This is a genomic window from Bradyrhizobium sp. LA6.1, from assembly GCF_040547805.1.
GTDB lineage: Bacteria > Pseudomonadota > Alphaproteobacteria > Rhizobiales > Xanthobacteraceae > Bradyrhizobium > Bradyrhizobium barranii.
The window spans coordinates 142,977-166,322 of record NZ_JBEPQK010000016.1 but is presented as its reverse complement, the minus strand read 5'-3'; the positions used below and the strand labels follow the sequence as shown (position 1 = coordinate 166,322).

Sequence of the window (23,346 nt, the reverse complement as noted above, 5' to 3'; positions counted from 1 at the left end):
CGCAATCGTCAGCTTGCCGGATTGCGCGCCGTGACGATCCACGCCGCTCTGTCGATCATCACCGATCGCTCGCCGGGGAGGTCCGCGAAGGCGGCACGAACCGCGGCCGAGGCGCGAGCGCGGATGTCGTCGGGCTGATCAGCAAGCGCGCGCGACAGCGGGCCGATCTCGAACGTCATCTTCACCGCGTCGTCGATCGCCGCGTCCCGCGTCGCGCCCTCGCCAAACGGGACGGAAGCATCGAAGGGCGCGATAGCGATATCGGTGAAGCCGGCCGCCGTCAGGATGCGCACCACCCGCCCCCGGTCGCCGAACGAGAATGGGCCGGGCGCTTCGGGATCGGGCGGCGCCGTCGGCGGGACGATGCCCTTGATTGCGTCCATCGGCAGGCGCACCCAATCGTTCTCGGCCATGCCGCGCCAGCAGACGAAAGCGACCCGCGCGCCCGGCTTGAGCGCGCGGCGCATATGAGCGAACGCCGCCGTAGGATCGTCGAAGAACATCACTCCGAAGCGCGAGAACAAGATGTCGAACGCGCCCTCGGGCAGCTCGGCGCTGCCAGCGTCGGCCACCCGGAACTGGACCGGCGTATCCTTTGGCGCAAGCGCACGCGCTCGGCCGATCAGCGGTTCGGATATGTCCACGCCCAGCACATGGCCCCCCGCGCCGACGCGGGCGGCCAGAGCCAGACTCGACGCGCCCGCGCCGCAGCCGATGTCCAGCACGCGCTCGCCCGTCGCGGGTGCGGCGGCTTCGATCGCGGCCTGGCCGAACACCGCCGCCATGGCGTCGAGCCGGGCCTGGTGGGCGACCCAGCGCTCCCCGCTTTGGCCATTCCAGTCGGCGACCTGATCGGCATCGCGCTGTGCCATGACATATCCTTTTTCTGATGGCGGCATCACACGGATGATCCGCGTTAGCTCACGATTGGTCCAGCCGCAGCTTCATCCAAACCGGCACGAGCTTGGATAGCGAGGCTTCGTTCTGCAGCCTGCGAGTCGAAGTATTCCTCAATCGAATAAACCTTGCCCCATCGCAACTTGAAGACGTGGACGCCCCTGTTCACATACGAGCTTTGGCCGTCAAGTAGCCTCGCGTTGGCCCGCCACTTGACGAACACTGTGGTGTTCCATGGCCAACCCGTCACCTCGACCTGCTCAATATCTATGTGAAGCTTCGGGAAAACACGGCCCATGCGCTCGAACCATTGCTTCACCGATTGCTTTCCATGTCGCTCACCCCCCAACGCATGATCTCCGGCAACCCAGTGATACGCGTTTGGTGTTAGGCCCTTTGCAGCATCATCCCAACGCTGGTTGTTGACATGATCGAAGCTCCTGCGGATCTCTTTTTTGACAATTAGACTGTAGACCATTGATGCCCCCTGTTGTTGGATAGCCGACGGCTCTGCAAGACGGATGGATACTTTCCAGATACTGAAAGCTGCTCCGGGTAACGAAGGCGATCTGTTGGGAAAGCTGGCTGACGGGCGGCCACGCAGACGGCAGCGGCGCAATAGTCAGAGCCATCCGCGAACCTCGGCCTTGTGGCGGCGGTAGTCGTCGCCGAACTTCGCTTCGAGATAGCGCTCCTCGCGGGCGATCACCTGCGTCTGGATCGCGATCAGCACCAACGGGAGCAAGGCGAAGGCGATCGGCCCGTCGAAGCCGATCGCAAGGCCGGCATAGATAAGCGCCATGCCAAGATACATGGGATTGCGGGTCCACCGATAAGGACCGGTCGTTGCGATGAGGGTCGTTGGCTGCGACGGCGGAACGTTGGTGCCGAGCCGCCGGAACAGCCCCGCCGCCACAAGCATCATCGCCGCGCCGGCAACGAAGAGCAGCGCGCCCGTCGCAACCAGCAACCACCAGTGGATGCCGAACGAGCGCAGAATGACGAACTGCTCCGCCGCCAGCCCCAACAGCAGCGCTCCCAGATAGACGAAGGGCGGAGGGAAGCGCACACCCGCGCTGTTCGGTTCGACGGCCATGCTCATCCTGCATCTGTGCTCTCAAACCACCATCGACTGCTGGGCGAAGATACCCGCCATCGCGCCGTGCGATGATGCCAGGGTGACCGATGGCGGCGTGATAGGGTTGGCGAGGTCGCCGGCGGCGTAGACGCCGGGCATGCTGGTTTCGCGGCGCTCGTCGACCTTGAGGATGATGCCGAGGGGTGTTTTGACCGTGGCGAGGCCCAGTGATTCATGCAGGCTTGCGGACGGCTTGTTGCGCGGATGCGCGAACAGGATGTCGACCGCGACATCGGGGCCGGTATCGAGCTTGACGGTGGCGCTATGGGCCCCGCGTTGGGCGATCCCAGTGATCCGGCCATCGACGACAGGTATGTTGCGTCGCGCTAGATCGGCCCGGATATCGGCCGGAATATCGTGACCATCGGCGAAGAGCGTCAACCTGTCGGTCCAATCGCGGAACAGCCTGACCTGATTGTGCGACTGCGGGCCGGACCAGACGAGGCCCCAATGCTGACCGGCGACTTCAAAGCCGTCGCAATAGGGGCAGGGCACGATGGAGGTGCCCCAGCCTTCGGCAAAGCCCGGAACATCAGGCATCTGGTCGGCGACGCCATAGCTCAGGATCAGGCGACGCGCCCTAAGGCTTTCGCGATCGGAAGTGAGGACGGAGAAATTGTCGATGGCGCCGGAGATGCTGTCGGCCCGCGCACTGACCAGCTTGATCGTCGGATAGCGCGCCAGCTGCTGCCGCGCCTCGGCCAGGATGTCCAGCGGTGGCTTGTGGTCGTGGCCGAGCAGGCCATGCGAGTGGCCGGCGAAGCGGTTGCGCGGCAGGCCGGTATCGAGAACGGTGACCTTGCGGCGGGCACGGCCGAGCTGCAGGGCGCCGGCGAGACCGGCAAAGCTGCCGCCGATGATGATGACGTCATTCATGGTGGTGGGCTCCGTGTTGTGGATGGAGGGGGTTGGGTCGGACTTGGCGGTGGCCTGGGCGCGCGGGATGCCGAGGGTGGAAAGCGCGGCCAGTTTCAGCAGGGTCCGTCGTTGCATGGAATCCCTCGTGCTTTAGGTCGGCGCAATATCGTCAGACGATACGCGCTTGAGACGGGCAGCGAGCAGGGCTTCGGCATCGACGAGAAAGTCGCCCATCACTATTTTGGCCGCCCGGACAGTGCCGCATTCGATATTGCCGGGCGGCCCAGTGAAACTTGATTTGGAGGACAGGTTGTCTACCCATTGACTTGCACATTTCAGATACTTCATGGTATCGTAATGCAAGAATTAGGATACTGTCAAGGACTGGAATTGTCGTGACCGAAAATAGCCAGCGCCGGCGCGGCCGGCCCGCCAACGAGGCGCTTGGCCAAACGATAATCGATGCCGCGAGCGAACTCTTTGTGGAATTGGGTTTTCAAGCGACGACATTGGACAAGGTCGCCCAGCGGGCGAAGATATCCAAGCTCAGCATCTATCGGCACTTCGAGAACAAGGAGGCGCTGTTCAGCGCGGCCATCGCGGCCGGCTGCCATCAGTTTGCACAGGCCCTTTTTGAAGGCGTCGACGGTTCAGCTGAAGATCAGCTCATGGCGGTGGGATCATCCCTGCTTCGCACGCTGTTGAGGCCGGACGTCCGAAATGTCGAAGCCATGATCATGGCCGACAACACGAATCAAAAGTCGTTAAGCAAGCTCCATTACGAAGCCCGCCCCGCCCATGTCATCGCCCAAATCGAGGCCCTGTTGCGTCAGTTGCACGCGAAGGCGCTTCTGAACGTGCCCGATCCTCTCCGGTCCGCCCGCTTGTTTGCCGCGCTTTTCAAAGGATCCGATCTCCTGATGATCGCACGCTTCGATCAGGCGAGAGCAGAGGACGAAATCGAATCCTATTGCCGGTCGGCCGTCGCCATGTTCATCGCCGCGCACGGTAGCAACGACCACGCGGGAGGACATTTGCCTGCCCCAAGGTCAAAAAATTGAATCGTGCGTGACCGATGTTGTCAAAATAACCGAGGCCGGTTTGAAGGCAGACTGGATTTGGGGAATGCGCTGCCGAGGGTTCGCCGCTTCCGCTTGAGCGGCAAGAAGCCGGCGAAAGAGCCGGCCGTGAAGAAGCGGTCCGACGCGACGTGCGGCGCGCATTTCGGAAAGGTGAACATCGCGGTGATGGAGAGAACCTGACGTTGCCAATCCCGCTACTACGATGCGCTCGAAGTCCAGCGCAAGGCGCACCGTTTGAGCGAGGACGGCCATGTATTCCCTCTCGCGAAATCTGTCCTCCGAACCTACGGTCAAACCCACGGCTTGCGCAAAGACCACGAGCAAAAATGTGGATGTGGCCACATCCGCTTTGTCGCGCGACCTATTGTTTTTGCTGTCGCTTCGGACGACCGGATCCTGAGGGACACTGCCATGGCGGAGGAAGCCTCCCCCTAACCCACGGGGAAAAAACTACAGCTTTCGCGGAGAATTAGCGCAACATCGCAGGGTTCTTCGGTGATTTCGCGGTGGATTCGAACGATCGGATACTGGAAAGAACTGTAGCGTAGAAATGGCGGAGAGAGAGTCAGTCAATCCCCATTGATCTCCAAGCTGTTTTTCATCTCGGCAGGTGGGCGCCTACGGTCCTCGCTACCATTAATTGGCTCATCCGTGCGCCCGTTGCGCCTCGCATCCCTGGAGGGAAAGAAACGGTAGATGTTGGCCGGACTCATGCCGAGTTGAGCGGCGATGTCGGCCACCGAGGTCCTATGGTAACCCACGCGGCGAAACTGCTTCTCCGCTGCTTCCAGTATCCTCGCGCGGGCCTCGTCGGAATCCTTTCCCGTTCGGACCGGACGGTTCATCGATTGGACGGAGCCTTATTCGGCAGCCAATGCTGGTCGTAATTCCCGTTCCTCCGTCGAGTTCTGATGGACCTGATCTGCAGTGGGCTTGATCCGAAACCACGCAGCATAAAGTGCGGGAAGGAACAGCAGAATCAGGACCGTCCCGACCGCCGTGCCGCCGATCAACGTGTAGGCCATCGATCCCCAGAACACGGAATGCGTGAGGGGGATGAAGGCCAGCACAGCAGCGAGCGCGGTCAGAATCACCGGCCGCGTGCGTTGCACCGTGGCCTCGATGACGGCGTGATAGTCATCGAGGCCGGCAGCACGGTTCTCCTTGATTTGTTCGGTCAGGATCAGCGTATTCCGCATCAGGATGCCCGCCAGTCCTATCAGGCCCAAAATGGCATTGAATCCGAAGGGCTGGTTGAAGGCGAGCAGCACCGGCACGACGCCGACGAGGCCCAGCGGTCCCGTCAGCACGACCATGGCCATCGTCGAGAACGATCGCACCTGCAGCATGATGACGATCAGCATGGCGGCGATCATGGCGGGAAAGATCGTCGCCAATGCGTCATTGGCCTTGGTTGCCTCCTCGATCGATCCACCCAGTTCGATACGATAGCCGGCCGGAAGCGAAGCGATCAGCGGCTGAAGGGCGGTCTTGATCTCCTTGGAGACCTCCGGAGGTTGGGTCGCCTCATTGATGTCAGAGCGAATCGTGACGAGGGGTGTGCGATCGCGGCGCTTCATGATCGGCTCTTCAAATCGGATTTCCGAATGGCCGACCTGGTCGAGCGGGATCTGGCGGCCGTCCCTGCTCATCAGTGAGAAGTCCGCCAGACGCGTCGGATCCAGCCGCTCGCCGCCGGCGCTGCGTGCCACGATGGGGACATTGCGAATGTCCTCGCGGACCTGCGTGACCGTGACGCCAGTGAGCAGGAACTGGAGTTGCCGGCCCACCTCGGCTGGCGAAAGGCCGATGAGGTTCAGTCGATCTTGATCCGGGATGAAGCGGAGCACGGGCGTGCGATTGCCCCAATCGCGGTTCGCTTGCCGCACATCGGGTACGCCGCGCATGACAGCGAGGGCCTTTTGAGAGATGGCGTACAATTGCGCGGGATCAGGCCCCATCACCCGAAACTCCACCGGGAACGGCGTATAGGGTCCGAACACGAGCTGGGTGACGCGCACATTGGCCTCAAGTGCAAGGCCCTGTGACACCGCCTCTCGGAGCCGTTGCTTCAAGGCCTCGCGCGCCTCCGCATCCGGTGTAAGTACGACGACCTTGGCGAAGGCCGGGTCAGGCAGCTCCGGCGCCATCGCGAAGAAGAATCGGGGAGCGCCCTGACCGACATAGCTCGTGACGATCTTGGCCTCCGACTGGTCGTGCAGCCAGCGTTCGAGCTTCTCGACTGTAGCGGTCGTCGTCTCGATGCTGGTGCCTTCCGGCAGGCGAACCTCCACCAGCACTTCGGGGCGGTCGGACGTCGGGAAGAACTGCTGCTTGACGGCGCCCATGCCCACGACGGAAACCGCGAAAGCGATGGCGACGATGCCGCTGGTTACGAACTTGTGGCGCACGGCGAAGGTGATGAGCCCTCTCAGGCGCCGATAGTTCGGTGTGCCGTAAATCGCGTGGTGACCGCCTTCGATCGGCTTGATAGCGGGCAGCATCTTGACGCCGAGATAGGGCGTGAAGATCACCGCGACGATCCAGGAGACGATGAGGGCGAATCCCACGACCCAGAAGATGTTGCCGGCGTATTCGCCGGCCGTCGAGCGGGCAAAGCCCACCGGCAGGAACCCGGCGACCGTCACGAGTGTCCCGGACAGCATGGGTGCCGCAGTGTGGCTCCACGCATAAGCCGCCGCCGATAGGCGATCCATGCCCTCTTCCATTTTCACCACCATCACCTCGATGGCGATGATGGCATCGTCGACGAGAAGACCAAGCGCCAGGATGAGGGCGCCGAGCGTGATACGATCGAAGAACCGGCCGGTCTCCAGCATGATGAGGAACACGACGGCGAGCGTCAGAGGGACGGCGGCCGCGACAACGATGCCGACGCGCCAGCCGAGGCTGAGCAGGCTCACCAGCAGCACGACGCCGAGCGCCATCGCGAACTTCATCATGAATTCGTCAACCGCCGAGGTGATGTTGACGGCCTGGTCGCTGACCTTGGCCAGCGTCATCCCGAGCGGCAGCGTGCGAGAGATAGCTGCGGACCTCGCTTCCAGCGCCTTGCCGAGCGCGAGGCCATCCCAGCCCTCTTGCATAACCGCAGCCAGCATGACGGCGGGCTCGCCCTGGTGTCGGATGAGGTAGGTAGGAGGATCCTCGTAACCGCGGCGGACTTCGGCGATGTCGGAGAGTTTCAGCGTCCGACCGGCAGCGACGATCGGCGTGTCGGCGATCGCCTGTACGCTGTCATAAGCGCCATCGACCCGGATGAAGACCTGCGGTCCCTTGGTGTCGATCGAGCCCGCCGGTGTGACCGTGTTCTGCCGCTGCAGGGCGGCAACAATATCCGGTGCCGATACGCCGAGGGTTGTCAGTTTGGCATAGGAAAACTCGATGAATATCTGTTCGGGACGTTCACCGAGGATGTTGATCTTCTTGACGCCGGGCACGTGCAGGAGATCCTGCCGAATGGTCTCGGCTTGCCTGGCGAGTTCGCGCATCGGCATGGCCTTCGCCTTGAGGGCATAAAGGGCGAAGCTCACGTCGGAATATTCGTCGTTGACGAAGGGGCCGAGCACGCCAGAGGGCAGCTTGCGCGCTTCATCTCCCAGCTTCTTGCGGGCCTGGTAGAACTCCTCCTGCACGCTCGATGGCGGCGTGCTGTCCTTGAGCGTAACCGTCATGTACGCATAACCGGGCCGCGTGGTCGTCTCCACCCGGTCGTACCAGGTCAGTTCCTGAAGCCGCTTCTCCAGGGGCTCGGCGACCTGGTCCTGAATCTCGCGTGCCGTCGCGCCCGGCCAAACGGTGGTGACCGTCAGGGTCTTGATGGTAAAGGAGGGGTCCTCCGCCCGCCCAAGCATGAGGAAGGCATAGGCGCCCGCGGCGGCCAGCAGGATGATGAAGAACAGGGTGACGGCTCGTTCGCGAACGGCGATCGCGGAAAGATTGAAGCTCATCAGTTGCTCCTGTTTTCGGACGCAGTCCTGACGCGAGCGCCCTCCTGCAGGAGATGAGCGCCGAGAGAAACAACCCGATCATCAGAGCTCAATCCGGAGATCACGGCGGATTCGCTGGTCAGGCGTGTGAGCTTGACGGGCCGGAAGTGTACGGTCGAGGCAGCGCTGTCGAAGACCCAAACGCCGGTCGTTCGTCCGTCGTCGAGCACAGCCCCTAGCGGCACCTGGACTTCCGGCTGCGTCTCCTTGCTCGCAAGCCGAATGGTGACGGTCGCTCCAAGCGGGGCCGCGGCGGCCTCACCGTCGAGCACATAGCGGGCCTCATAGGTGCGGGTCTGGGCATCGGCGGAATCCGACAACTGCCGGAGATGTGCCGTGTAGCGGCGGCCATCGCTCCCATACATGCTGGCTTCGGCCACCGAGCCGATCGCCGGACGGATGGTTTCGGGAAGCGCGACCACCGCTTCGCGGGGGCCGGCCTGGGCAAGCCGAACGACGGTCTGGCCGGCGGAGACTACTTGTCCCGGCTCACCAAGCGTTTGGGTGACCGTTCCGTCGGCGTCCGCCATCAGGACGGAATAGGTCGCCTGATTCTCGGCGACCCGAGCTTCGGCTTCAGCCGCGGCGAGTTGCGCATTGGCTGTATCCGACGCGGCCTTCGCCTGCTCGTAGCGCTGCTTGGAAGTCCATCCGTCGTTCACGAGGTTTGCGTATCGCCGCTCATCGGCGTCGGTCTGAACGACAGACGCACGCGCGACGGCGACGGCGTTGCGCTTCGCCGTAAGCGCAAGGCGGAGGTCGGTTTCGTCGATCCGCATCAGCGGCTGACCGGCTTTTACCTGCTCGCCGACGTTCACAAGCCGCTCAACGATCTTGCCGGCGACGCGAAAACCCAGATTGCTTTCCACCCTCGCGCCTATGGTCCCGGTGAAACCGCGTTCGGATCCGCTCACCCGCGCGGCCGTTACCAGGCTGACCATCGGCGGTTCCTGCCTCGGGTCGCGCGCCGCGGAAGCTTCGTGGGCGGGAATGACAAGAGTAGCGATGACGGCTGCTCCGGACGCGGCGATCGCGATACCTGCCAAGACCAAAAGTCTGCTCTTTTTCATTGCCATCTCCCAGCCGCTTAGAGTTCGATCGAACTCTAATAGGCAATTTAGAGCTCGATCGCAATCTAAATTGGGGCGCTGACGGGAATGTGATCTGGGAAAGCCGGTCTTTTCTACCCGGAAACGTCGGATTCAGCGCCGCGCCGCTTGTTAGATTGCGTTCGCACTCTATCTGAGTTATAGAGTTCGACCGAAATCCAAATGGAGGTCCAAGATGCGGGTGAGTCGCATTCAAGCCGCGGAGAACCGCCAAGCCGTGATCAATGTGGCGAGCCGCCTCTTCAGGGAGCGCGGTTTTGATGGCATCGGCCTCAAGGATCTGATGGAGGGGGCCGGGCTAACCCAAGGCGCCTTCTACAAGCAGTTCAGCTCAAAAGAGGATTTGGCGGTAGAGGCGTCCAGGCGGGCATTGGAGAGCGCGTCCGGCCGATGGTCGGACGCGGCCGCGGCAAATCCTGATGATCCACTTGGCGCGGTGATCGCGTTTTACCTCAGCGGCGACCATCGCGGAGAAAAGATGGACGGCTGCCCCATCGTGGCGCTCGGTTCAGATGCCGCCCGACAGGGCCCCGACGTGAAGGCGGAATTCGAAGCGGGAATCAAGGCGCACCTCGACGTGCTCGGCCGCTTCCTCGCAGGAACCGGCGACGAGGCCTCCCGCGGCAAGGCCATGGCCATTCTCGCGACGATGGTCGGCGCGGTGACGCTATCGCGCGTCGTCAACGACCCCGATCTGGCTCAAGCGCTTTTGGATGCCGCGGCCGAACAGGTTCGCGACGCCGCTTCCGCTTGAAAGCGCGCCCTTCAAAGCACGGAGAGATCGAATGCTCAGCATGACTGAAGCCAAGCCAAGTTTGCTGAAGATATCGGATACGCTAAGCGTACGCTTTCAAAAGACCGGCAGCGGGCCTCCGCTGCTCCTCATACATACGATCCGGACGCAGCTCGAATATTTCCGCAGTCTTGCGCCCCTACTCGCCAGATCGCACACGGTGTACGCCATTGACCTCCCGGGCCACGGCCACTCACCAATAGATCCGAGCGCGAGCTTCGACGAACCCGACTTCAGGCAGGCCGTCATTCGCTTCATCGAGGAACTAGACCTCTCGGCACTCACGGTCGTCGGCGAGTCGATCGGCGGCGCATTGGCCCTCACGGTGGCGGCGTCGCTTCCGCAGCGGATGAAGCGTGTCTTTGCGATCAACCCATACGACTACGAGACCCGCTATGGTGACGGTATTCGACGGGGCAACTGGTTCGCAAATTTCATCATCGGAAGTTTGCAGATCCCGGTGCTTGGCGCGATCAATGCTTCGCTCGAAAACAGGATGATCCTCGGCAAGATCATGGGCGGCGGATATCACGACCCCCGCAAACTACCGGCCGATCTGCTCGCTGAGTTCGATGAAGTAGCCCACCGCCCGGGATACAAGCGGATCGCACGCAAGGTGCTGGCAGGCTGGCGATCCTGGAGCAAAGCACGGGATTACTATCGGCAGATCTCGGCGCCAGTGACGCTCATTTATGGCGATAGCGACTGGTCTCGAACAGATGAGCGCGAACGCACGCGGTCGCTGATCCCTGCCGCGCAGATGGTGACGCTGGAAAATACCGGCCACTTCTCAGCTGTCGAGAATCCGTCGGAGCTGGCTCGCGTGATACTGGCGACGGAATGACCTCAATGATCAAACACAGGAGTGCGCGGCTATTTCAGGCACTTTTGGCAGAGCTGGCGGAGCCTAGCCCCTCGAAGGTCATATGATCATGCGTCGCATCGTCGTTACGGGAGTGGGATTGGTATCACCGCTGGGCTGTGGCAGTGAGCTAGCATGGTCGCGGTTGCTCTCGGCTCGCTCGGGACTCGCCACGCTCCCTGAATGGGCGGCCGTCCTTCCCGCACGAGTCGCTGGAATCGTTCCGACGAAGACCGACGACCCAGATGGAGGCTTCGATCCGGACATGGTCGTTCCTCCCAAGGATCAGCGGAGGATGGATCGCTTCATCCTGTTCGCCCTCGCCGCCGCGTCCGAGGCCATTGCACAGGCAGCCTGGATTCCTTCAGACGCGCATTCCATGGAGCGCACCGCAACCGTGATCGCATCGGGCATCGGAGGCTTCCCGGCAATCGTCGAGGCGGTTCGCACCACCGATCAGCGCGGCGTGAGGCGCCTCTCGCCCTTCACCGTTCCGTCCTTCCTCGCAAATCTCGCGGCCGGTCATATCTCGATCCGCTATGGCTTCAAGGGGCCGGTCGGTACACCAGTCACAGCCTGCGCCGCAAGCGTGCAAGCGATCGGCGATGCCGCACGCCTCATCCGGGCCGGAGAAGCCGACGTTTCGGTTTGCGGCGGCTCGGAAGCCTGCATCGATCTCGTGAGCCTCGGCGGCTTCGCCGCTGCCCGCGCGCTTTCGACAAGCTTCAACGAAACGCCAGCGCGTGCTTCCCGCCCGTTCGATCGCGACCGCGATGGCTTCGTCATGGGCGAAGGTGCCGGTATCCTCGTCATTGAAGAATTGGAGCATGCGATCCGCCGCGGCGCCAAACCGCTCGCCGAAATCGTCGGCTATGGCACGACGGCCGATGCCTACCACATCACGTCAGGACCCGAAGACGGCGACGGCGCGCGCCGTGCCATGGAAGGGGCGTTGCGGCAGGCTAGCCTCAGGCCCGGTGATATCCAGCACCTCAACGCCCATTCCACCTCGACGCCGGTTGGCGACGTTTCCGAACTGGAAGCGATCAAAGCCGTGTTCGGCCGCGACGGAAAAATTGCCGTGAGCGCCACCAAATCGGCAACGGGTCATCTGCTCGGCGCAGCCGGCGGAGCCGAAGCAATCTTCACGATCCTCGCGCTGCGGGACCAAGTGGCGCCGCCCACTCTCAATCTCGACAATGCGGACACGGCGGCCGAGGGCGTCGACATCGTGGCCCGCGAGGCAAGGCGCATGCCGATGGAGCATGCGATTTCCAACGGATTCGGCTTCGGGGGTGTCAACGCGAGCGTCATCTTTCGACGTTGGCAATGAGGGGGTCAATCAACTCGCGTGGGAACGATCCAGGAGATGGCCGACACGGCCTCATAGGCGCTCGACGGCGCCGGTTAGGATCGTAGAAGATCGTAGGTTGGCGCACAAAATCGTGCAAATGGCGGAGAGAGTGGAAGTCGAACCTACGGTGGAGGTTTGTGACGCTAGACTTGAATAAAACATGAGCCATGCTTTTGGGCCGATGGATTGAAGGTTAAGCCAGCCGCACCAGTTTCGCACCAGAAACAACCTAACCAAGAGCGACGAACGCCGCCAAACATCACAAAAAATGCAGAAAAATCAAAGGAAGCATCTCTTTTCCGGCCGCTCATTGCGGTCTGGTTGCAGGTTCGACTACCGCCATCCCCATCAATAAAACACGCCGCCTTGCGGAAGCTCGCATGACAAAGGCACCGCAAGACTGTCACGCCGACGCGTAGCGGCGGGACCCGGGACCGAGTGCAGTCGCGAGACCGGTCGCTGCCTGACTGATAAGCTTTCGCATATTACCTTATCAGTTGGCCAACTGACTGACTCCATTTGCGACCAAACCTAAGTCAGCCGCCGCCTTTCTTACCAGTAATGGCGCGCCGATCGCTGGAGCGCACTTCTTTCGGCCCGCGTCGAGCGGCCCGGCGTCTGCGGCGACGCGAAGCGTAATAGGTCTCATACGACCGTGAAAGGAACGCGATAGAGAGCATTTCTCTTTCCGGCGTCCGGCTGACTCTCGCCGGAACGGGAGGTCGCGCGGGAAACGATGCTTTGTTGTCCCGCCGCCGCCTCGAAGTCGCACATGAATTGCGTCCACGAATGGCCGGTAGGCTTTTCGACGGCGCAGGCCTTCCAGGAAAGCCCCTCATCCAGGCTGATCTTCACGCCGGCCACGCCGCCATCCGCCCACGCCCAACCCCATGCCCGAACGACTGCCCCCCGCTCGAGCGAAGTCCCGGGCGCAGGCCACACGATCACCGATTGCGGGGCGATGTTCCAGACCGGGCGCGTCACGCCTTCGGCGACGACGTCGTTGTACCAACGCGTCGTGAAGGGACCAGGAGCGCGCTCCTTGCGAAGCTCGATCCTTCGCAGCCATTTCACGCTGTTGGTCCCGTAGAACCCCGGCACGACGAGCCGCAGCGGATGACCATGCTCCGGCAAAAGGCGCTCGCCGTTCATCTCGTAGGCCAAGAGGACGTCGACTCCGACGCGCGAGCGAGGGAGATCCTTTATGTAGTGCCCGCAATCCACGCTGCCGAATTCGCCCGCGTCCGCACCGATGGACCAGACAAAGGCCGCCCCCGGGTCCGGCTCGACGAGACGGAGGACATCGTCCAGACGCACGCCGCCCCAGGTCACGTTGCAGACGCGCTGCGTCGGCTTGTCCGGATCCAACGGGCTTCCAGCGCATTGGTGCACCGAGGCGATGGTCACCTTCGGCATCCGTTTGAGATCGTTCACGGTGAGGCGCATCGGGCGGCCGACCATGCCCGTGATCTCGATCTCCCACGCATTGCCGTTGCTGACCTCCAAGACGCCCAGATGACAGAGAACGATGCAGTCTTTCGTCGGCGTCGTCCGCTCGGTCAGCTTGTGGGGTTCGGACGGGATTCGCCCGAAGAAGCCTTTGACCTTGTACGCGAACGCGTCAGACATCGGACTTTTCCGGAGCGACGGAGCCGTGAGAGTGATGCCGGTCGGCGACCGTCCGAAAAAGAAGCGGCCGCATCGACAACAAGACTAGAACTCGTTCAGGTAGGCGTTGTCCCGTTCGAAGATGCGCGACAGGTGACGGCTCACGGTCCGGACGCGCGCAAGGAACTGCAGGTCTTCGTGGACCGAGTGGAAGACGTCCCGATAGACCTTCACCTGATCGGGAAGGACCGGGATCAGCCTGGGATCGGTCTTTGCGGAGAACAGGGGCAACAATCCGATGCCGGCTCCCGCGGCGATGGCCTGCTGCTGCGCGTGCATGCTCGACGACCTGAAAGCGACGTTTGTGGGATCCAATACATCGAGGAGCCAGTGGACGGGCTGAATCGCGATCAGATCCTCCACGTAGTCCACAAAGGTATGGGCCGCCAGTTCGTCCCGGTCCCTCGGAGTGCCGCGTTGATCGAGATAGCCTTGATTGGCGTAGAGCGCCAGGCGGAACGATCCGAGCTTCTTGACCTCGAGTTTCGCTCCTGTGGGATGCACGAAGCTGATAAAGATGTCCGCTTCGCGTTTGGTGAGGCTGATGATGTGCCGCTCGGTCACCAGTTCGACGGTAATGCCCGGACTCTGAACCGAGAGCTCGGCGAAGCGCTGGGAGAGGAAGAAGGCCCCGATACCCTCCATCGTCACGACGCGGACCCTGCCCGCTGCGGTCGCATTGTCCGCTCCCATCGCCGGCTCGACGGCCGAGGCCTCCTGTTCGATGCGCTCGGCAATGTCGAACAGACGATGTCCCCGCTCCGTCAGCACAAAGCCGTCCCGGTTGCGGTCGAAGAGCTTGACGGCGAGATCCTTCTCGAGCTCCGCGATTCGGCGGCTCACCGTCGTATGATCGACCTTCAACCGACGGGCGACGGGTGCCAGCCGCCCCTGTCGGGCAAGCTCTAGAAAGAATACGAGATCGTTCCAATCGAACAATGCGGCCGCCCGTGCCCCGATCCACTCGAATAGGCGTCCCGACAAAATCCGGGCCAGCCGACGATATCGACATCCTAGCCTCCCATCGGACCGCGGCCAATGGCCTCCCCCACGGCTCCCGAGACCATCGTTTCGGCAATCTCCGCGTCCAAAGTCCCTCCGTCAGACGTAGTTAGACTTCCGGAACGGCCGTCCCTCACGTCTTTTGCAGAGTCGCCAGGTATTCCTCCGGTTTCGCGGAATCGAACTCGCGACCTAAAATCCGCTCCTTGCCGAACGCGATCGGCGGAGTATCGACACCGTCCTCCTTGAGGATCTGCGCCGCGTCGGTCGCCAGCATCACCTTCTCTGCAAGAGCCTTGTAGTCGATGTCCTCCTTGAGCATCTTCCACCGCTTCAACTGCGTCATCAGCCAAACGGCGGCCGAGTATTGCGGGAATGGCCGATAATCGACGCGCTTCGGATCCTCCTTGATCGCTCCCAACCCGTCCGCGTACCGCCCCGTGATGACTTGGTCGATGACGACCTCGGGCGCGTTCAGGTACTGCGGCTGCGACAGCACTTTCGCCATCCCGGCACGGTTTCGGTCGTCGGAGACGTGAAGGCTGGCCGCAACGATCGCCCGGTAGAAGGCCATGAAGGTGTTCGGGTTCTGCGTTATCCAGCTTTCCGCCGCCGATACCGCGCAGCACGGGTGCCCGTCCCATATTTCGCGCGAAATGAGGTGGATGAAGCCTGCCCCCTCGAACACGGCACGCTGGCCGCCCGGCTCGCCGCCGAAGAAACCATCAATGCTGCCGACCCGCAGATTCGAAACGTATTCCGTCGGCGGCACCACGCGATATTTCACGTCGTTGTCGGGATCTAGTCCGTGGGCGGCGAGATAATTGCGCAACTGCAGTGCCTGATGGCTCTGGTCGAAGGGGATGGCAAAGGTCATCCCCTTCCAATTCCTCGGATCGCGATTGTCCTTGTGTTTCATCGCGAGAACGAGCGAGTTGCCGTTCTGGTTCAGAATGGTCAGAACCTTGATCGATTGCTGGTTTCCGCCGAGACCCGCCGTCATGGTCAGGGGCACGGGCATGACCTGCTGCGAGACATCGAGCTCGCCGTTCACCATCTTGTCCCTGATCAGGGCAATGCCGGCGATCTTCTGCAGCGAGACCTCGAGACCTTCCTTGGCGTAGGAACCGATCTGCTCGCCGTAGATCAGCGGCGCCGCGCAGGTGATGGCCAGGAAGCCGACGTTGAGTTTCGTCTTTTCGAGCGGTTTCTTCTCCTGCGCAATCGCTTGCAGGGTCGATAACGGGAGGATGCTGCCGAGGGCACCGAGAAGGGTCGCGGCGCCCACCGATTTCAGAAGCTGCCGTCGCAGAACCGGCTCCGGAAACAAGGCGTGCAGGAGCGACTGCTCGATCCCGTCCGCTACTGCCGTTTCGACCGTCGTACGGGACGCGTCGCCCCGACTGCAGCAGAAGCAGCTTCGGATCCCGGATAGTCGATCGCGAACTCTGTTGCTCAATGCGGCCTCCTCCTATCGCGATCCATCCGGATGGAGGATCAGTTCATGGGCTGAATATCGGGAGACGTCTGAAGACGCTCACCCATCTCGGTCCCCTCAATCGCGGTTGGCGCATCGACGAACGTCGCCGGCATCAGACGCTTTCGGCTGACGGTCAGATCGAAGACGTCGAACCGGTTGTAGTAGCCGACCACGTCGTGGAACTGCTTGGGTTCGATGCAGCGGCGCAGATCAAATTCGGCATATGCGATGCCCTCCTCGTCCTGCAGCGTGTCTTCCAAGGCCTCGCCGGTCGGATCGACGAAGAAGCTCACCGCACGGGGCGTCGCGTCGATCACGTCCGCAACGGTCGAATCCCGCTCTATGAGGAAGTCGCGCAGCGCGTTGTCCATGTAGCCGGCCGTGACGATGCCGAACGCTTTCGCCTCGAACGAGTGCGCGCTCGCGCGGATGCGGTTGGCGGCGACGTTGTTGAAGTTTCCTCCGCCTTTGGGCCGTCGGGTCGGCCACATGGGCGGCCAACTCGAAATGTGGACCTGCTCCGCCTGAGCCATCAGGCTGTACCGCGCGAGCGGATTCGTGTTTTCGCCGCAGATCAGGTTTCCGACGCGTCCGACCGGGGTATCGACGACCCGGAGACCCTCACCGTCGCCGGCGGCCCATACGAGCTTTTCGTAGAAGGTCGGCACCAGCTTTCGGTGATGATTGAGCACACTTCCGTCGGGGCCGATGATGATGTTGCTGTTCCAGATCAGCCCCACGCTGACGGGCGAACTCTCGCTGATCCCCATCGAAATGGTGACGCCAAGCGTGCGCGCTTCGTTGCGGATGGCGGCGATCTCGGGACCGTTCGCAGCAACGGACTGCTCGGCCATGCGCACGAAGAGATCGTGGTTGTCGATCGGCGCCCAGAGCGCGGCCCAGACAGGGAAAGCGGGAATGTAGGTTTCCGGGAACGCGATCAGTTGCGCTCCGGCCTTTACGGCTTCGCGGATGATCGAAACGGCTTTCGCCGTAGTGGCCGCCCTATCGAGAAACACGGGAGCGGCATGGACCGCGGCGACCTTGACCGGTGAAGACATGACTTTTCTCGTTTCAATTGGTATATCGTGAATATCAGGCGGACAGCTTCTCGCCATCGAAGTAGGTCGACAGACCCGTCCCCGGCGCGCAGTTGACGTACTCGAAGACGTTGTCCTGCTGCGAAATGACGAACACCTCGTGCCACGTTCGCAACTGGTTGGCCTTTCCGTACTTGCGGTAGCGTGCAATGGCTGCCGAAAAAATCGCTTCGTGCGACGCGTGATGCTCCGCCCAGTTCTCCATGTGCTTGAGCGACAGGAAGTAGCCCAGCGCGTGCGTCTCGAGCACAGATTCGCCGGCGACGTCGCATGTCTGCTGAAAGCGTAGCGAAGCGCACCCCGTGGCCGTGGGGCTCTCCTTGAGGAAATCCATGCCGCGCAGAAGAGGAGCGCGCAGTTCGCGCATATAGTCCTCCGTCTGGGACGGATCGCAGCGCCCCCAGAAGGCCGCCGACCGGATGATGGCGAGATTTTCCGGCGTGACGATGCGCCAGCGAGCCCCCTTCGTCGCCCGCGCCTGCGGAGCCGGCAGATCGGGCATCGGCGACTCCAGCTTGTCGGCCGCAGCCAGCGGAATGCGATCCCGCATCGCGCCGTAGTAGCCGCAATAAGGCGTCGGATAGATCGCGATTTCCTTGGAACGCATCAGCCCGGCGGGGTAGTCCAGCCAGTAGATGCTCTCCTGCCGGTCGACGGGAACGGTGATGCTCTCGCGAAAATAGCCGGTCGGTTCGGCCTGGCGCGCGTCGTCGTCCCACCAGGATTTCACATGGGGGTCGGCCATCCAGTCGTCGCGCTTCTGCCGGTCGACCCAATATGCGGCCACGATATGAGTGTGCAGGCCGTTCTGATCGACGAACCACGCGTGATCGTGGACGGTCGGCCCGTTCCGCAGGACGAGGGCCTTTTCGATCCACCGGAAGAATGGGGACGCATGCACCTCCTCCGCCGACCTTCCCTGTACCCCATGGAAGGCGACGCAGATTTCGTCGCAACCATTCACGAACGCGGTCGACCATCGCTGGACGACCGGTTCGAAACCCTTCGGCTTTCGCAGCGGATTGACCCGCTCGTGTATCTGGATGGTCATGTCCTTGCTCTCTCCCTTAGTGGACGCCGAAATACGCTCTGTGCAGTTCGGGATTCTGCATCAGCGTCTCGGCATCTCCTTCGGCCATCACCTGGCCTTGAACGAGTACGTAGCCGTAGTCCGCGACCCGCAGCGTCTGTCGAACGTTCTGCTCGACCAGCAGGATCGAAAGCCCCGCGGCCTTGAGCCTCTTCACGATCGCGAACACCTCCGACACGAAGAGCGGCGAGAGACCGAGAGACGGCTCGTCCAATACGATCAGTTCCGGGTCAGTCATCAGGCCGCGGGCGATCGAGAGCATCGAGCGCTCTCCGCCGGACAAAGTGCCAGCGAGCTGGCCGGATCTTTCCCTGAGCCTCGGAAACGTCTCGAAGAGCTCCTCCATCCGGGCCACGACGCGCGCATTGTCCCGGATGAGCAGTCCGCCAACCTTGAGATTTTCCGACACCGTCATCTTCGGAAGGACGCGGTTGCCCTCCGGCACGGTCGCTATTCCGAGGGCGGCGATCTGATGGGTCGGCATGCGCGCGATCGCATCGCCTCCGAAGTAGATCTCGCCTTTCCGCGCCCGGTTGAGGCCGAGGATCGTCCGAATGAGTGTGCTCTTGCCGGCGCCGTTGGCCCCGAGGATGCACGTGACCTGACCGGGCTTTGCCTCCACGTTTACGTTCTTCAGGACGTCGGCCTTGTCGTAGCCAGCCGTGACGCCGATGACCGATAGCTTGCGGGAGGTCTCGGAAGCGGTCCTCATGCGTCCTCTCCCAGATAGGCCGTCTGCACGTCACGGTCGGCCATCAGCGCGTCGAACGAGCCTTCGAATATCTTGCGGCCGAAATTCAGCACGACGCAGCGGTCGGATACCCTGCGGATCACGTCCATCTCATGCTCGACCAGGACCACGGCGAGCTCTGGAAGCTCGGCCCGGAACGCCAGGAGATCGCTCATCAGTTGCCGGGTCTCGTCGTGGGTCATGCCCGCCGACGGTTCGTCCAGAAGCAGCACGCGCGGCTTGGCTATCAGGGCCCTGCATATCTCGATGCGGCGCCGGTCGATCATCGGGAACGAGCCGGCGGGTTGGAAGAGATGATCAGCGATCACCGGATTGAAGCGGTGGGCCAGCGACCGAACCTCGTGGATCGACGCGTCGAGTTCGTCGCGCCAGCGTCCACGGCGGAAAATGTTGGTCGTCAGACCGAGATCGAGAGACGAGAGTTTGCCGACCACGATGTTGTCGAACGCGCTCTGTTCGAGCATCAGACGCGATCGCTGGAATGTCCGGACGATGCCTGCTCGCCCGATCGTCTGAGGCGATTTGGCAAAGAGATCGAGGTCTCCCAACCGGACGGTTCCCGCAATCGGGCGATAGAGACCCGTCACGACGTTGAAGAAGGTCGTCTTGCCGGAGCCGTTGGGTCCGATGAGACCTACGGTTTCGCCGCGATCGAGCGTGAAATCGAGACGGTCCAGCGCGACCAGGCCGTCGAAACGCATCGTCAGTCCGGTGCAGACGAGCAAACTCCCGGTCACAGCCCCTCCTCCCGCCTCGCGGAAGAGCGGGAAAAGTCGCGGAGCGGCCGCGGGAGAATGCCGAGCGGTCTGAAGAGCAGGATGCAGAGCACTAGCACGGCAAAAATGAGCAGGCGATACTCCTGGATCGCCTGCAGCTTCTCGGGCAGGACGATGATGATGCAGGCGGCGACGACCGCGCCCCACATGTTTCCCAACCCGCCGAGCACGACGATCGACAGCATCAGGAGCGATTCGCCCAGACCCGCTCCGTTCGGGGTGACGAAGCCGTTCATCATGCCGTAGACGGCACCGGCGACGCCCACGATGGCGTTGCCCAGGATGAACGCGACGGCCTTCCAGCGCACGATCGAAAGCCCGAACACCGACGCGGCCGTTTCGTCGCTGCGGACGGCATCCAGCGCGACCCCGATCCAGGAGGCCTCGAGGCGCTTGGCGAAGGTGAACGCAAGCGCGAACAGGACGATAGCGAGAATCGCATAAGGAAAGTAGAACGACACCTCCCACGAGCCGATCGATGTTGTCCGGCTGAAGTCGAAGCCCCAGACCGAAAAGCCCTTGATCTTCATTCCCTGCGGTCCCCCGAGGGTGTCGTTCACTTCGAGGAAGGTGCGGAGGAGCAGCCCGAACGCCATGGTCACCAGCGCCGCGTAATGTCCGCGCGTGCGAAGGACGGGAAGCAGCAGGACGAGGCCCAGCGCGCCAGTGACCAGACCGCTGATCGCCAGGATCGCCAGATGAGGCAGGCCTGGATATGTCGTGAGCACAGCGGCCGCGTACGATCCGATCACGAAGAAGGCGGCCCCGGCGAAATTGACGATGCCGGCGAACGCGAGCTGGATGTTCAGACCAACGCATGCCGTCGCGAACAGGGCGACCGTCGACAGCATCAACAGCGTATAGTGCTCTCCTCTGAAGACAACGGCGATCGTCAAGGCGCCGATCATCGCGACCGTATTGCCGAACCCGCTGAAATCGCCGCAGATCGCCGCGATCTCCCTGCCCGCCGCCGATTTGTCGGCGAGCGCGAAAGCGACCAGGAATGCGGCCAGCATGCCGAGCACCTGCGCCTGCGATTCCGAATGGATCACAAGCGCTCCACCTCCGAGAAGAAGCAGCACGGTGAAGGCTGCGACTGCGCGCGGGAAACGCTGAAGCCGCATCATCAGGGACAGGGATGGCGCGGGCGCCGGTATACTGCTCATCCTACACCCGCTCGCTTCTGCGCTCGGCGATCAGGCCGGTGGGAAACAACCCGATCAGCACAATCACGGCGGCGAAGGCGATTACATCCTTGTAGGCGCTCGAGAACGGCAGCGCCACGACAACCAGCGTCTGCACGCCGGCGAACAGGAAGCCGCCGATGATCGGTCCGAGCAGACTTCCGAGTCCCCCAACGACGGCGGAAGCGAATCCGATGACACCGAGAAGAAGTCCCATGTTGAAGTTGATCTCCCGGTAGTAGAGCCCGAGCATGCAGCCAGCGAAGGCCGCAAGCGCGGAACCGAGGGCGAACGTGCCGAGGACGACCCGCTGGAAATCGACGCCCGCAAGCCGGGCCACTTCGCCGTCCTGCGCCACGGCGCGGATGGCCAATCCCATCCGGGACCGCGAAATCAGAAGGTGCGTCGCGAATACCAGCGCCAGTCCCGCACACAGGATGATGACGCTGTCGAAACCCACGCTGAAGGAGCCGAGCCGGATCGATCCGGCAGGCAGCAGCGCCGGGAATGGCTTCGGATTGCCACCGTTGGGAACGCCCAGTCGGATCGCTTCGCGGAGCACGGTTCCCGCCATGAGCGTCGCGAGCAGCACGTTGACCGCGGGCGCCTGGCGCAGCGGCAGGATGAGGAAGCGGCCGATCAACGATCCGACCAGACCGCCGATGGCGACGGCCGCGGCGATGCCCGCCCCCAGCGCGACGAGCGGGGGAAGTGCGACCAGGCCTCCGGCGATCCCGATGGCACCAAGGCTGGAAAACGCCCCTACCGTCACGACGTCGCCGTGGGAAAACTTGATCACGTCAAGCACGCCGAAGAACAGCGAGAAGCCGACGGCGATCATCGCGTAGATGACGCCCAGCATCACGCCGTTGAACACCTGCTGCGCCAGTATTCCGAGGTCCATCGCACGATTCCGAAGTTCGTAGGGACGATGGCGGCCGCGCGTCTGGATGCGCGGCCGCCGCTCCTGATTCGTCAGTCCTTCGCGAGCTTCTTCTTGCCAGCCGCGTAGTCACTGTCCGGCCAATAGACCCACTTCCCGCCCTGGGCGACGTAGACGTTCGCGTTCATGATGTTCTGGCGGTGGTCATCGAAGTTGATCTCGCCGACGAGCGCCTTGTACCCCTTCGTTCCATTCAGTTCGGCCTTCACCTTCTTGCGGTCCGGGCCGACCTTCTCGATCGCGTCCATGATTAGGTTCGCTGCCGAGTAGGCGAACGGCCCATAGGCGTCCGGATCCTCGCGGAAACCGGCTTTGGTGTACGCCTCCTGGAAGGCCTGCCCCTCGGCATACTTGCTCAGGGGCGCGCCGTTGTGGAACGAGATCGTTCCTTCGCTCGCCGCACCGGCGCCCTCGATGTAGCCCGCAGTCATGATGCCGGAGACGCCTGCGAACTGGGCCTGAACGCCCACGCGATCCATCTGCGACCGCAATCGGACGCCGAGCGGCGTCAAGCCGCCTACCATGATCACGTCGGGCTTCAATTCCTTGATCCTGGTGAGCTCCGCCGTGAAGTCCTGCTGGTCCGGGCTCACGGGGAAGGTCGCAAGAATCTCGCCGCCCGTCGGCTTCAGATACTCGGAGAAATACTTGAACTGGCCTTTACCGTAGTCCGTGGTGTCGTGAATCATGACGAACTTCTTGTAGCCCTGCTTGGTCAGGAATTCCGCGGCCAGCTTGCCCTCGTTGATCATCGTGCCGTTGACGCGATGGACCTCCTTGTAGTCGTTGCCATAGGTGATCTCGGGCAGGATCGCTCCCCAGACGACAACTGGCAGACCGAAACGCGCATAGGTGTCGACGGTCGCGATGCCGACGGCGGAGCAGTAATGCGTCACGCCGGCGACGATCGAATTATCGGACGCCGCCTTGGTCGCGACTTGGACGCCGACATTGGGCTTGCACTCGTCGTCGTAGGTGACGAGCTCGTAGGTGTACTTCGCGTTCGCGTCCGCATTCCTCTGCTGCACCGCCAAGGTCGCGGAATTCCGTCCGCCGAGGCCCGGTGCAGAATTGCCGCCCGACAACGGGCCGATGAAGGCGATCTTGACGGTATCCTTTGCCGCTGCCGGGGCGGATGCCCAACCGCTCAGTAAAACCGCGCTGCCCAGAACAGAAAGAATTCTTCGCTTTGTGATCATGTTGCCTCGCTCTGTCCTCTATATGACAGGAGCGTAACTGCATCCGGATT

Annotated in this window: 22 protein-coding genes and 1 pseudogene; 4 read left to right on the top strand and 19 right to left on the bottom strand. The window is 62.5% G+C overall.

Features of this window, described 5'->3' with window-relative positions:
- Positions 1–8: 8 nt before the first annotated feature.
- The 5 genes from ABIB99_RS32130 to ABIB99_RS32110 form a co-directional block, all read right to left on the bottom strand.
- A complete protein-coding gene (locus ABIB99_RS32130; RefSeq protein ID WP_247307402.1) occupies positions 9–872 on the bottom strand; it encodes a class I SAM-dependent methyltransferase in 864 nt (287 codons plus the stop codon).
- Positions 873–916: 44 nt separating this feature from the next.
- Entirely contained in the window at positions 917–1,375 is a 459-nt protein-coding gene (locus tag ABIB99_RS32125; protein WP_135170401.1) for a nuclear transport factor 2 family protein, read from the bottom strand.
- Between the two features lie 144 nt (positions 1,376–1,519).
- On the bottom strand, positions 1,520–1,993 hold the full coding sequence (locus tag ABIB99_RS32120) for a methyltransferase family protein (protein ID WP_247307399.1): 474 nt from the start codon (positions 1,991–1,993) through the stop codon (positions 1,520–1,522).
- 21 nt (positions 1,994–2,014) lie between these two features.
- Entirely contained in the window at positions 2,015–2,911 is an 897-nt protein-coding gene (locus ABIB99_RS32115) for an NAD(P)/FAD-dependent oxidoreductase (RefSeq protein WP_247307414.1), read from the bottom strand.
- A 132-nt stretch (positions 2,912–3,043) separates the two neighbouring features.
- Positions 3,044–3,241, bottom strand: a complete 198-nt coding sequence (locus tag ABIB99_RS32110; RefSeq protein WP_247307396.1) for a hypothetical protein — start codon at positions 3,239–3,241, stop codon at positions 3,044–3,046.
- A gap of 47 nt (positions 3,242–3,288) precedes the next feature.
- On the opposite strand from ABIB99_RS32110, the gene ABIB99_RS32105 reads away from it, so the two are divergent.
- The gene (locus tag ABIB99_RS32105; protein WP_247307393.1) at positions 3,289–3,954 is read left to right on the top strand and encodes a TetR/AcrR family transcriptional regulator; all 666 of its coding nucleotides are present in this window, start codon (positions 3,289–3,291) and stop codon (positions 3,952–3,954) included.
- On the opposite strand, the gene ABIB99_RS32100 is transcribed toward ABIB99_RS32105, so the two are convergent.
- From ABIB99_RS32100 to ABIB99_RS32085, 4 genes and pseudogenes are all read right to left on the bottom strand, one after another.
- Entirely contained in the window at positions 3,943–4,227 is a 285-nt protein-coding gene (locus ABIB99_RS32100; RefSeq protein ID WP_247307389.1) for a hypothetical protein, read from the bottom strand. The genes ABIB99_RS32105 and ABIB99_RS32100 overlap by 12 nt on opposite strands.
- Positions 4,228–4,643: 416 nt before the next feature.
- Positions 4,644–4,820: pseudogene (locus tag ABIB99_RS32095) on the bottom strand (helix-turn-helix domain-containing protein); the annotation flags it as partial.
- Positions 4,821–4,835: 15 nt separating this feature from the next.
- Positions 4,836–7,946, bottom strand: a complete 3,111-nt coding sequence (locus ABIB99_RS32090) for an efflux RND transporter permease subunit (RefSeq protein WP_247307386.1) — start codon at positions 7,944–7,946, stop codon at positions 4,836–4,838.
- Complete coding sequence (locus ABIB99_RS32085) at positions 7,946–9,055, bottom strand: efflux RND transporter periplasmic adaptor subunit (protein ID WP_247307384.1); 1,110 nt, start codon at positions 9,053–9,055, stop codon at positions 7,946–7,948. The genes ABIB99_RS32090 and ABIB99_RS32085 overlap by 1 nt, the downstream gene beginning before the upstream one ends.
- Before the next feature lie 214 nt (positions 9,056–9,269).
- Between ABIB99_RS32085 and ABIB99_RS32080 the strand changes: the two genes are divergently transcribed.
- The 3 genes from ABIB99_RS32080 to fabF all read left to right on the top strand — a co-directional run bounded on the left by ABIB99_RS32080 (position 9,270) and on the right by fabF (position 12,082).
- Complete coding sequence (locus ABIB99_RS32080; RefSeq protein ID WP_247307369.1) at positions 9,270–9,848, top strand: TetR/AcrR family transcriptional regulator; 579 nt, start codon at positions 9,270–9,272, stop codon at positions 9,846–9,848.
- Positions 9,849–9,879: 31 nt separating this feature from the next.
- Positions 9,880–10,731, top strand: coding sequence for an alpha/beta fold hydrolase (locus ABIB99_RS32075; protein WP_247307367.1), 852 nt, complete (start codon positions 9,880–9,882; stop codon positions 10,729–10,731).
- An 88-nt stretch (positions 10,732–10,819) separates the two neighbouring features.
- Positions 10,820–12,082 carry a beta-ketoacyl-ACP synthase II gene (fabF, locus tag ABIB99_RS32070; protein WP_247307411.1) on the top strand — a complete coding sequence of 421 codons (1,263 nt, stop codon included), beginning with the start codon at positions 10,820–10,822 and terminating at the stop codon, positions 12,080–12,082.
- 666 nt (positions 12,083–12,748) lie between these two features.
- Here fabF and ABIB99_RS32065 read toward each other — a convergent pair.
- The 10 genes from ABIB99_RS32065 to ABIB99_RS32020 all read right to left on the bottom strand — a co-directional run bounded on the left by ABIB99_RS32065 (position 12,749) and on the right by ABIB99_RS32020 (position 23,296).
- The gene (locus tag ABIB99_RS32065; protein ID WP_354179338.1) at positions 12,749–13,732 is read right to left on the bottom strand and encodes a molybdopterin-dependent oxidoreductase; all 984 of its coding nucleotides are present in this window, start codon (positions 13,730–13,732) and stop codon (positions 12,749–12,751) included.
- A gap of 84 nt (positions 13,733–13,816) precedes the next feature.
- Positions 13,817–14,710 carry a LysR family transcriptional regulator gene (locus ABIB99_RS32060; protein WP_247307361.1) on the bottom strand — a complete coding sequence of 298 codons (894 nt, stop codon included), beginning with the start codon at positions 14,708–14,710 and terminating at the stop codon, positions 13,817–13,819.
- Between the two features lie 196 nt (positions 14,711–14,906).
- Positions 14,907–16,061, bottom strand: a complete 1,155-nt coding sequence (locus tag ABIB99_RS32055) for a CmpA/NrtA family ABC transporter substrate-binding protein (protein ID WP_354179336.1) — start codon at positions 16,059–16,061, stop codon at positions 14,907–14,909.
- 209 nt (positions 16,062–16,270) lie between these two features.
- Positions 16,271–17,314: a carbon-nitrogen hydrolase family protein gene (locus tag ABIB99_RS32050; protein ID WP_247307340.1), complete on the bottom strand. Its 1,044-nt coding sequence runs from the start codon at positions 17,312–17,314 to the stop codon at positions 16,271–16,273.
- A gap of 34 nt (positions 17,315–17,348) precedes the next feature.
- Positions 17,349–18,404 carry a phenylacetaldoxime dehydratase family protein gene (locus tag ABIB99_RS32045; protein WP_247307337.1) on the bottom strand — a complete coding sequence of 352 codons (1,056 nt, stop codon included), beginning with the start codon at positions 18,402–18,404 and terminating at the stop codon, positions 17,349–17,351.
- Between the two features lie 16 nt (positions 18,405–18,420).
- Entirely contained in the window at positions 18,421–19,155 is a 735-nt protein-coding gene (locus ABIB99_RS32040; protein ID WP_247307334.1) for an ABC transporter ATP-binding protein, read from the bottom strand.
- Complete coding sequence (locus ABIB99_RS32035; protein WP_247307331.1) at positions 19,152–19,931, bottom strand: ABC transporter ATP-binding protein; 780 nt, start codon at positions 19,929–19,931, stop codon at positions 19,152–19,154. The genes ABIB99_RS32040 and ABIB99_RS32035 overlap by 4 nt, the downstream gene beginning before the upstream one ends.
- Positions 19,928–21,136 (bottom strand): branched-chain amino acid ABC transporter permease, encoded by a 1,209-nt coding sequence (locus ABIB99_RS32030; RefSeq protein WP_247307328.1) that lies wholly within the window; start codon positions 21,134–21,136, stop codon positions 19,928–19,930. The genes ABIB99_RS32035 and ABIB99_RS32030 overlap by 4 nt, the downstream gene beginning before the upstream one ends.
- 1 nt (position 21,137) lies before the next feature.
- A complete protein-coding gene (locus ABIB99_RS32025) occupies positions 21,138–22,058 on the bottom strand; it encodes a branched-chain amino acid ABC transporter permease (RefSeq protein WP_249811969.1) in 921 nt (306 codons plus the stop codon).
- 71 nt (positions 22,059–22,129) lie between these two features.
- Entirely contained in the window at positions 22,130–23,296 is a 1,167-nt protein-coding gene (locus ABIB99_RS32020; RefSeq protein ID WP_247307322.1) for a branched-chain amino acid ABC transporter substrate-binding protein, read from the bottom strand.
- Between the last annotated feature and the right edge of the window lie 50 nt (positions 23,297–23,346).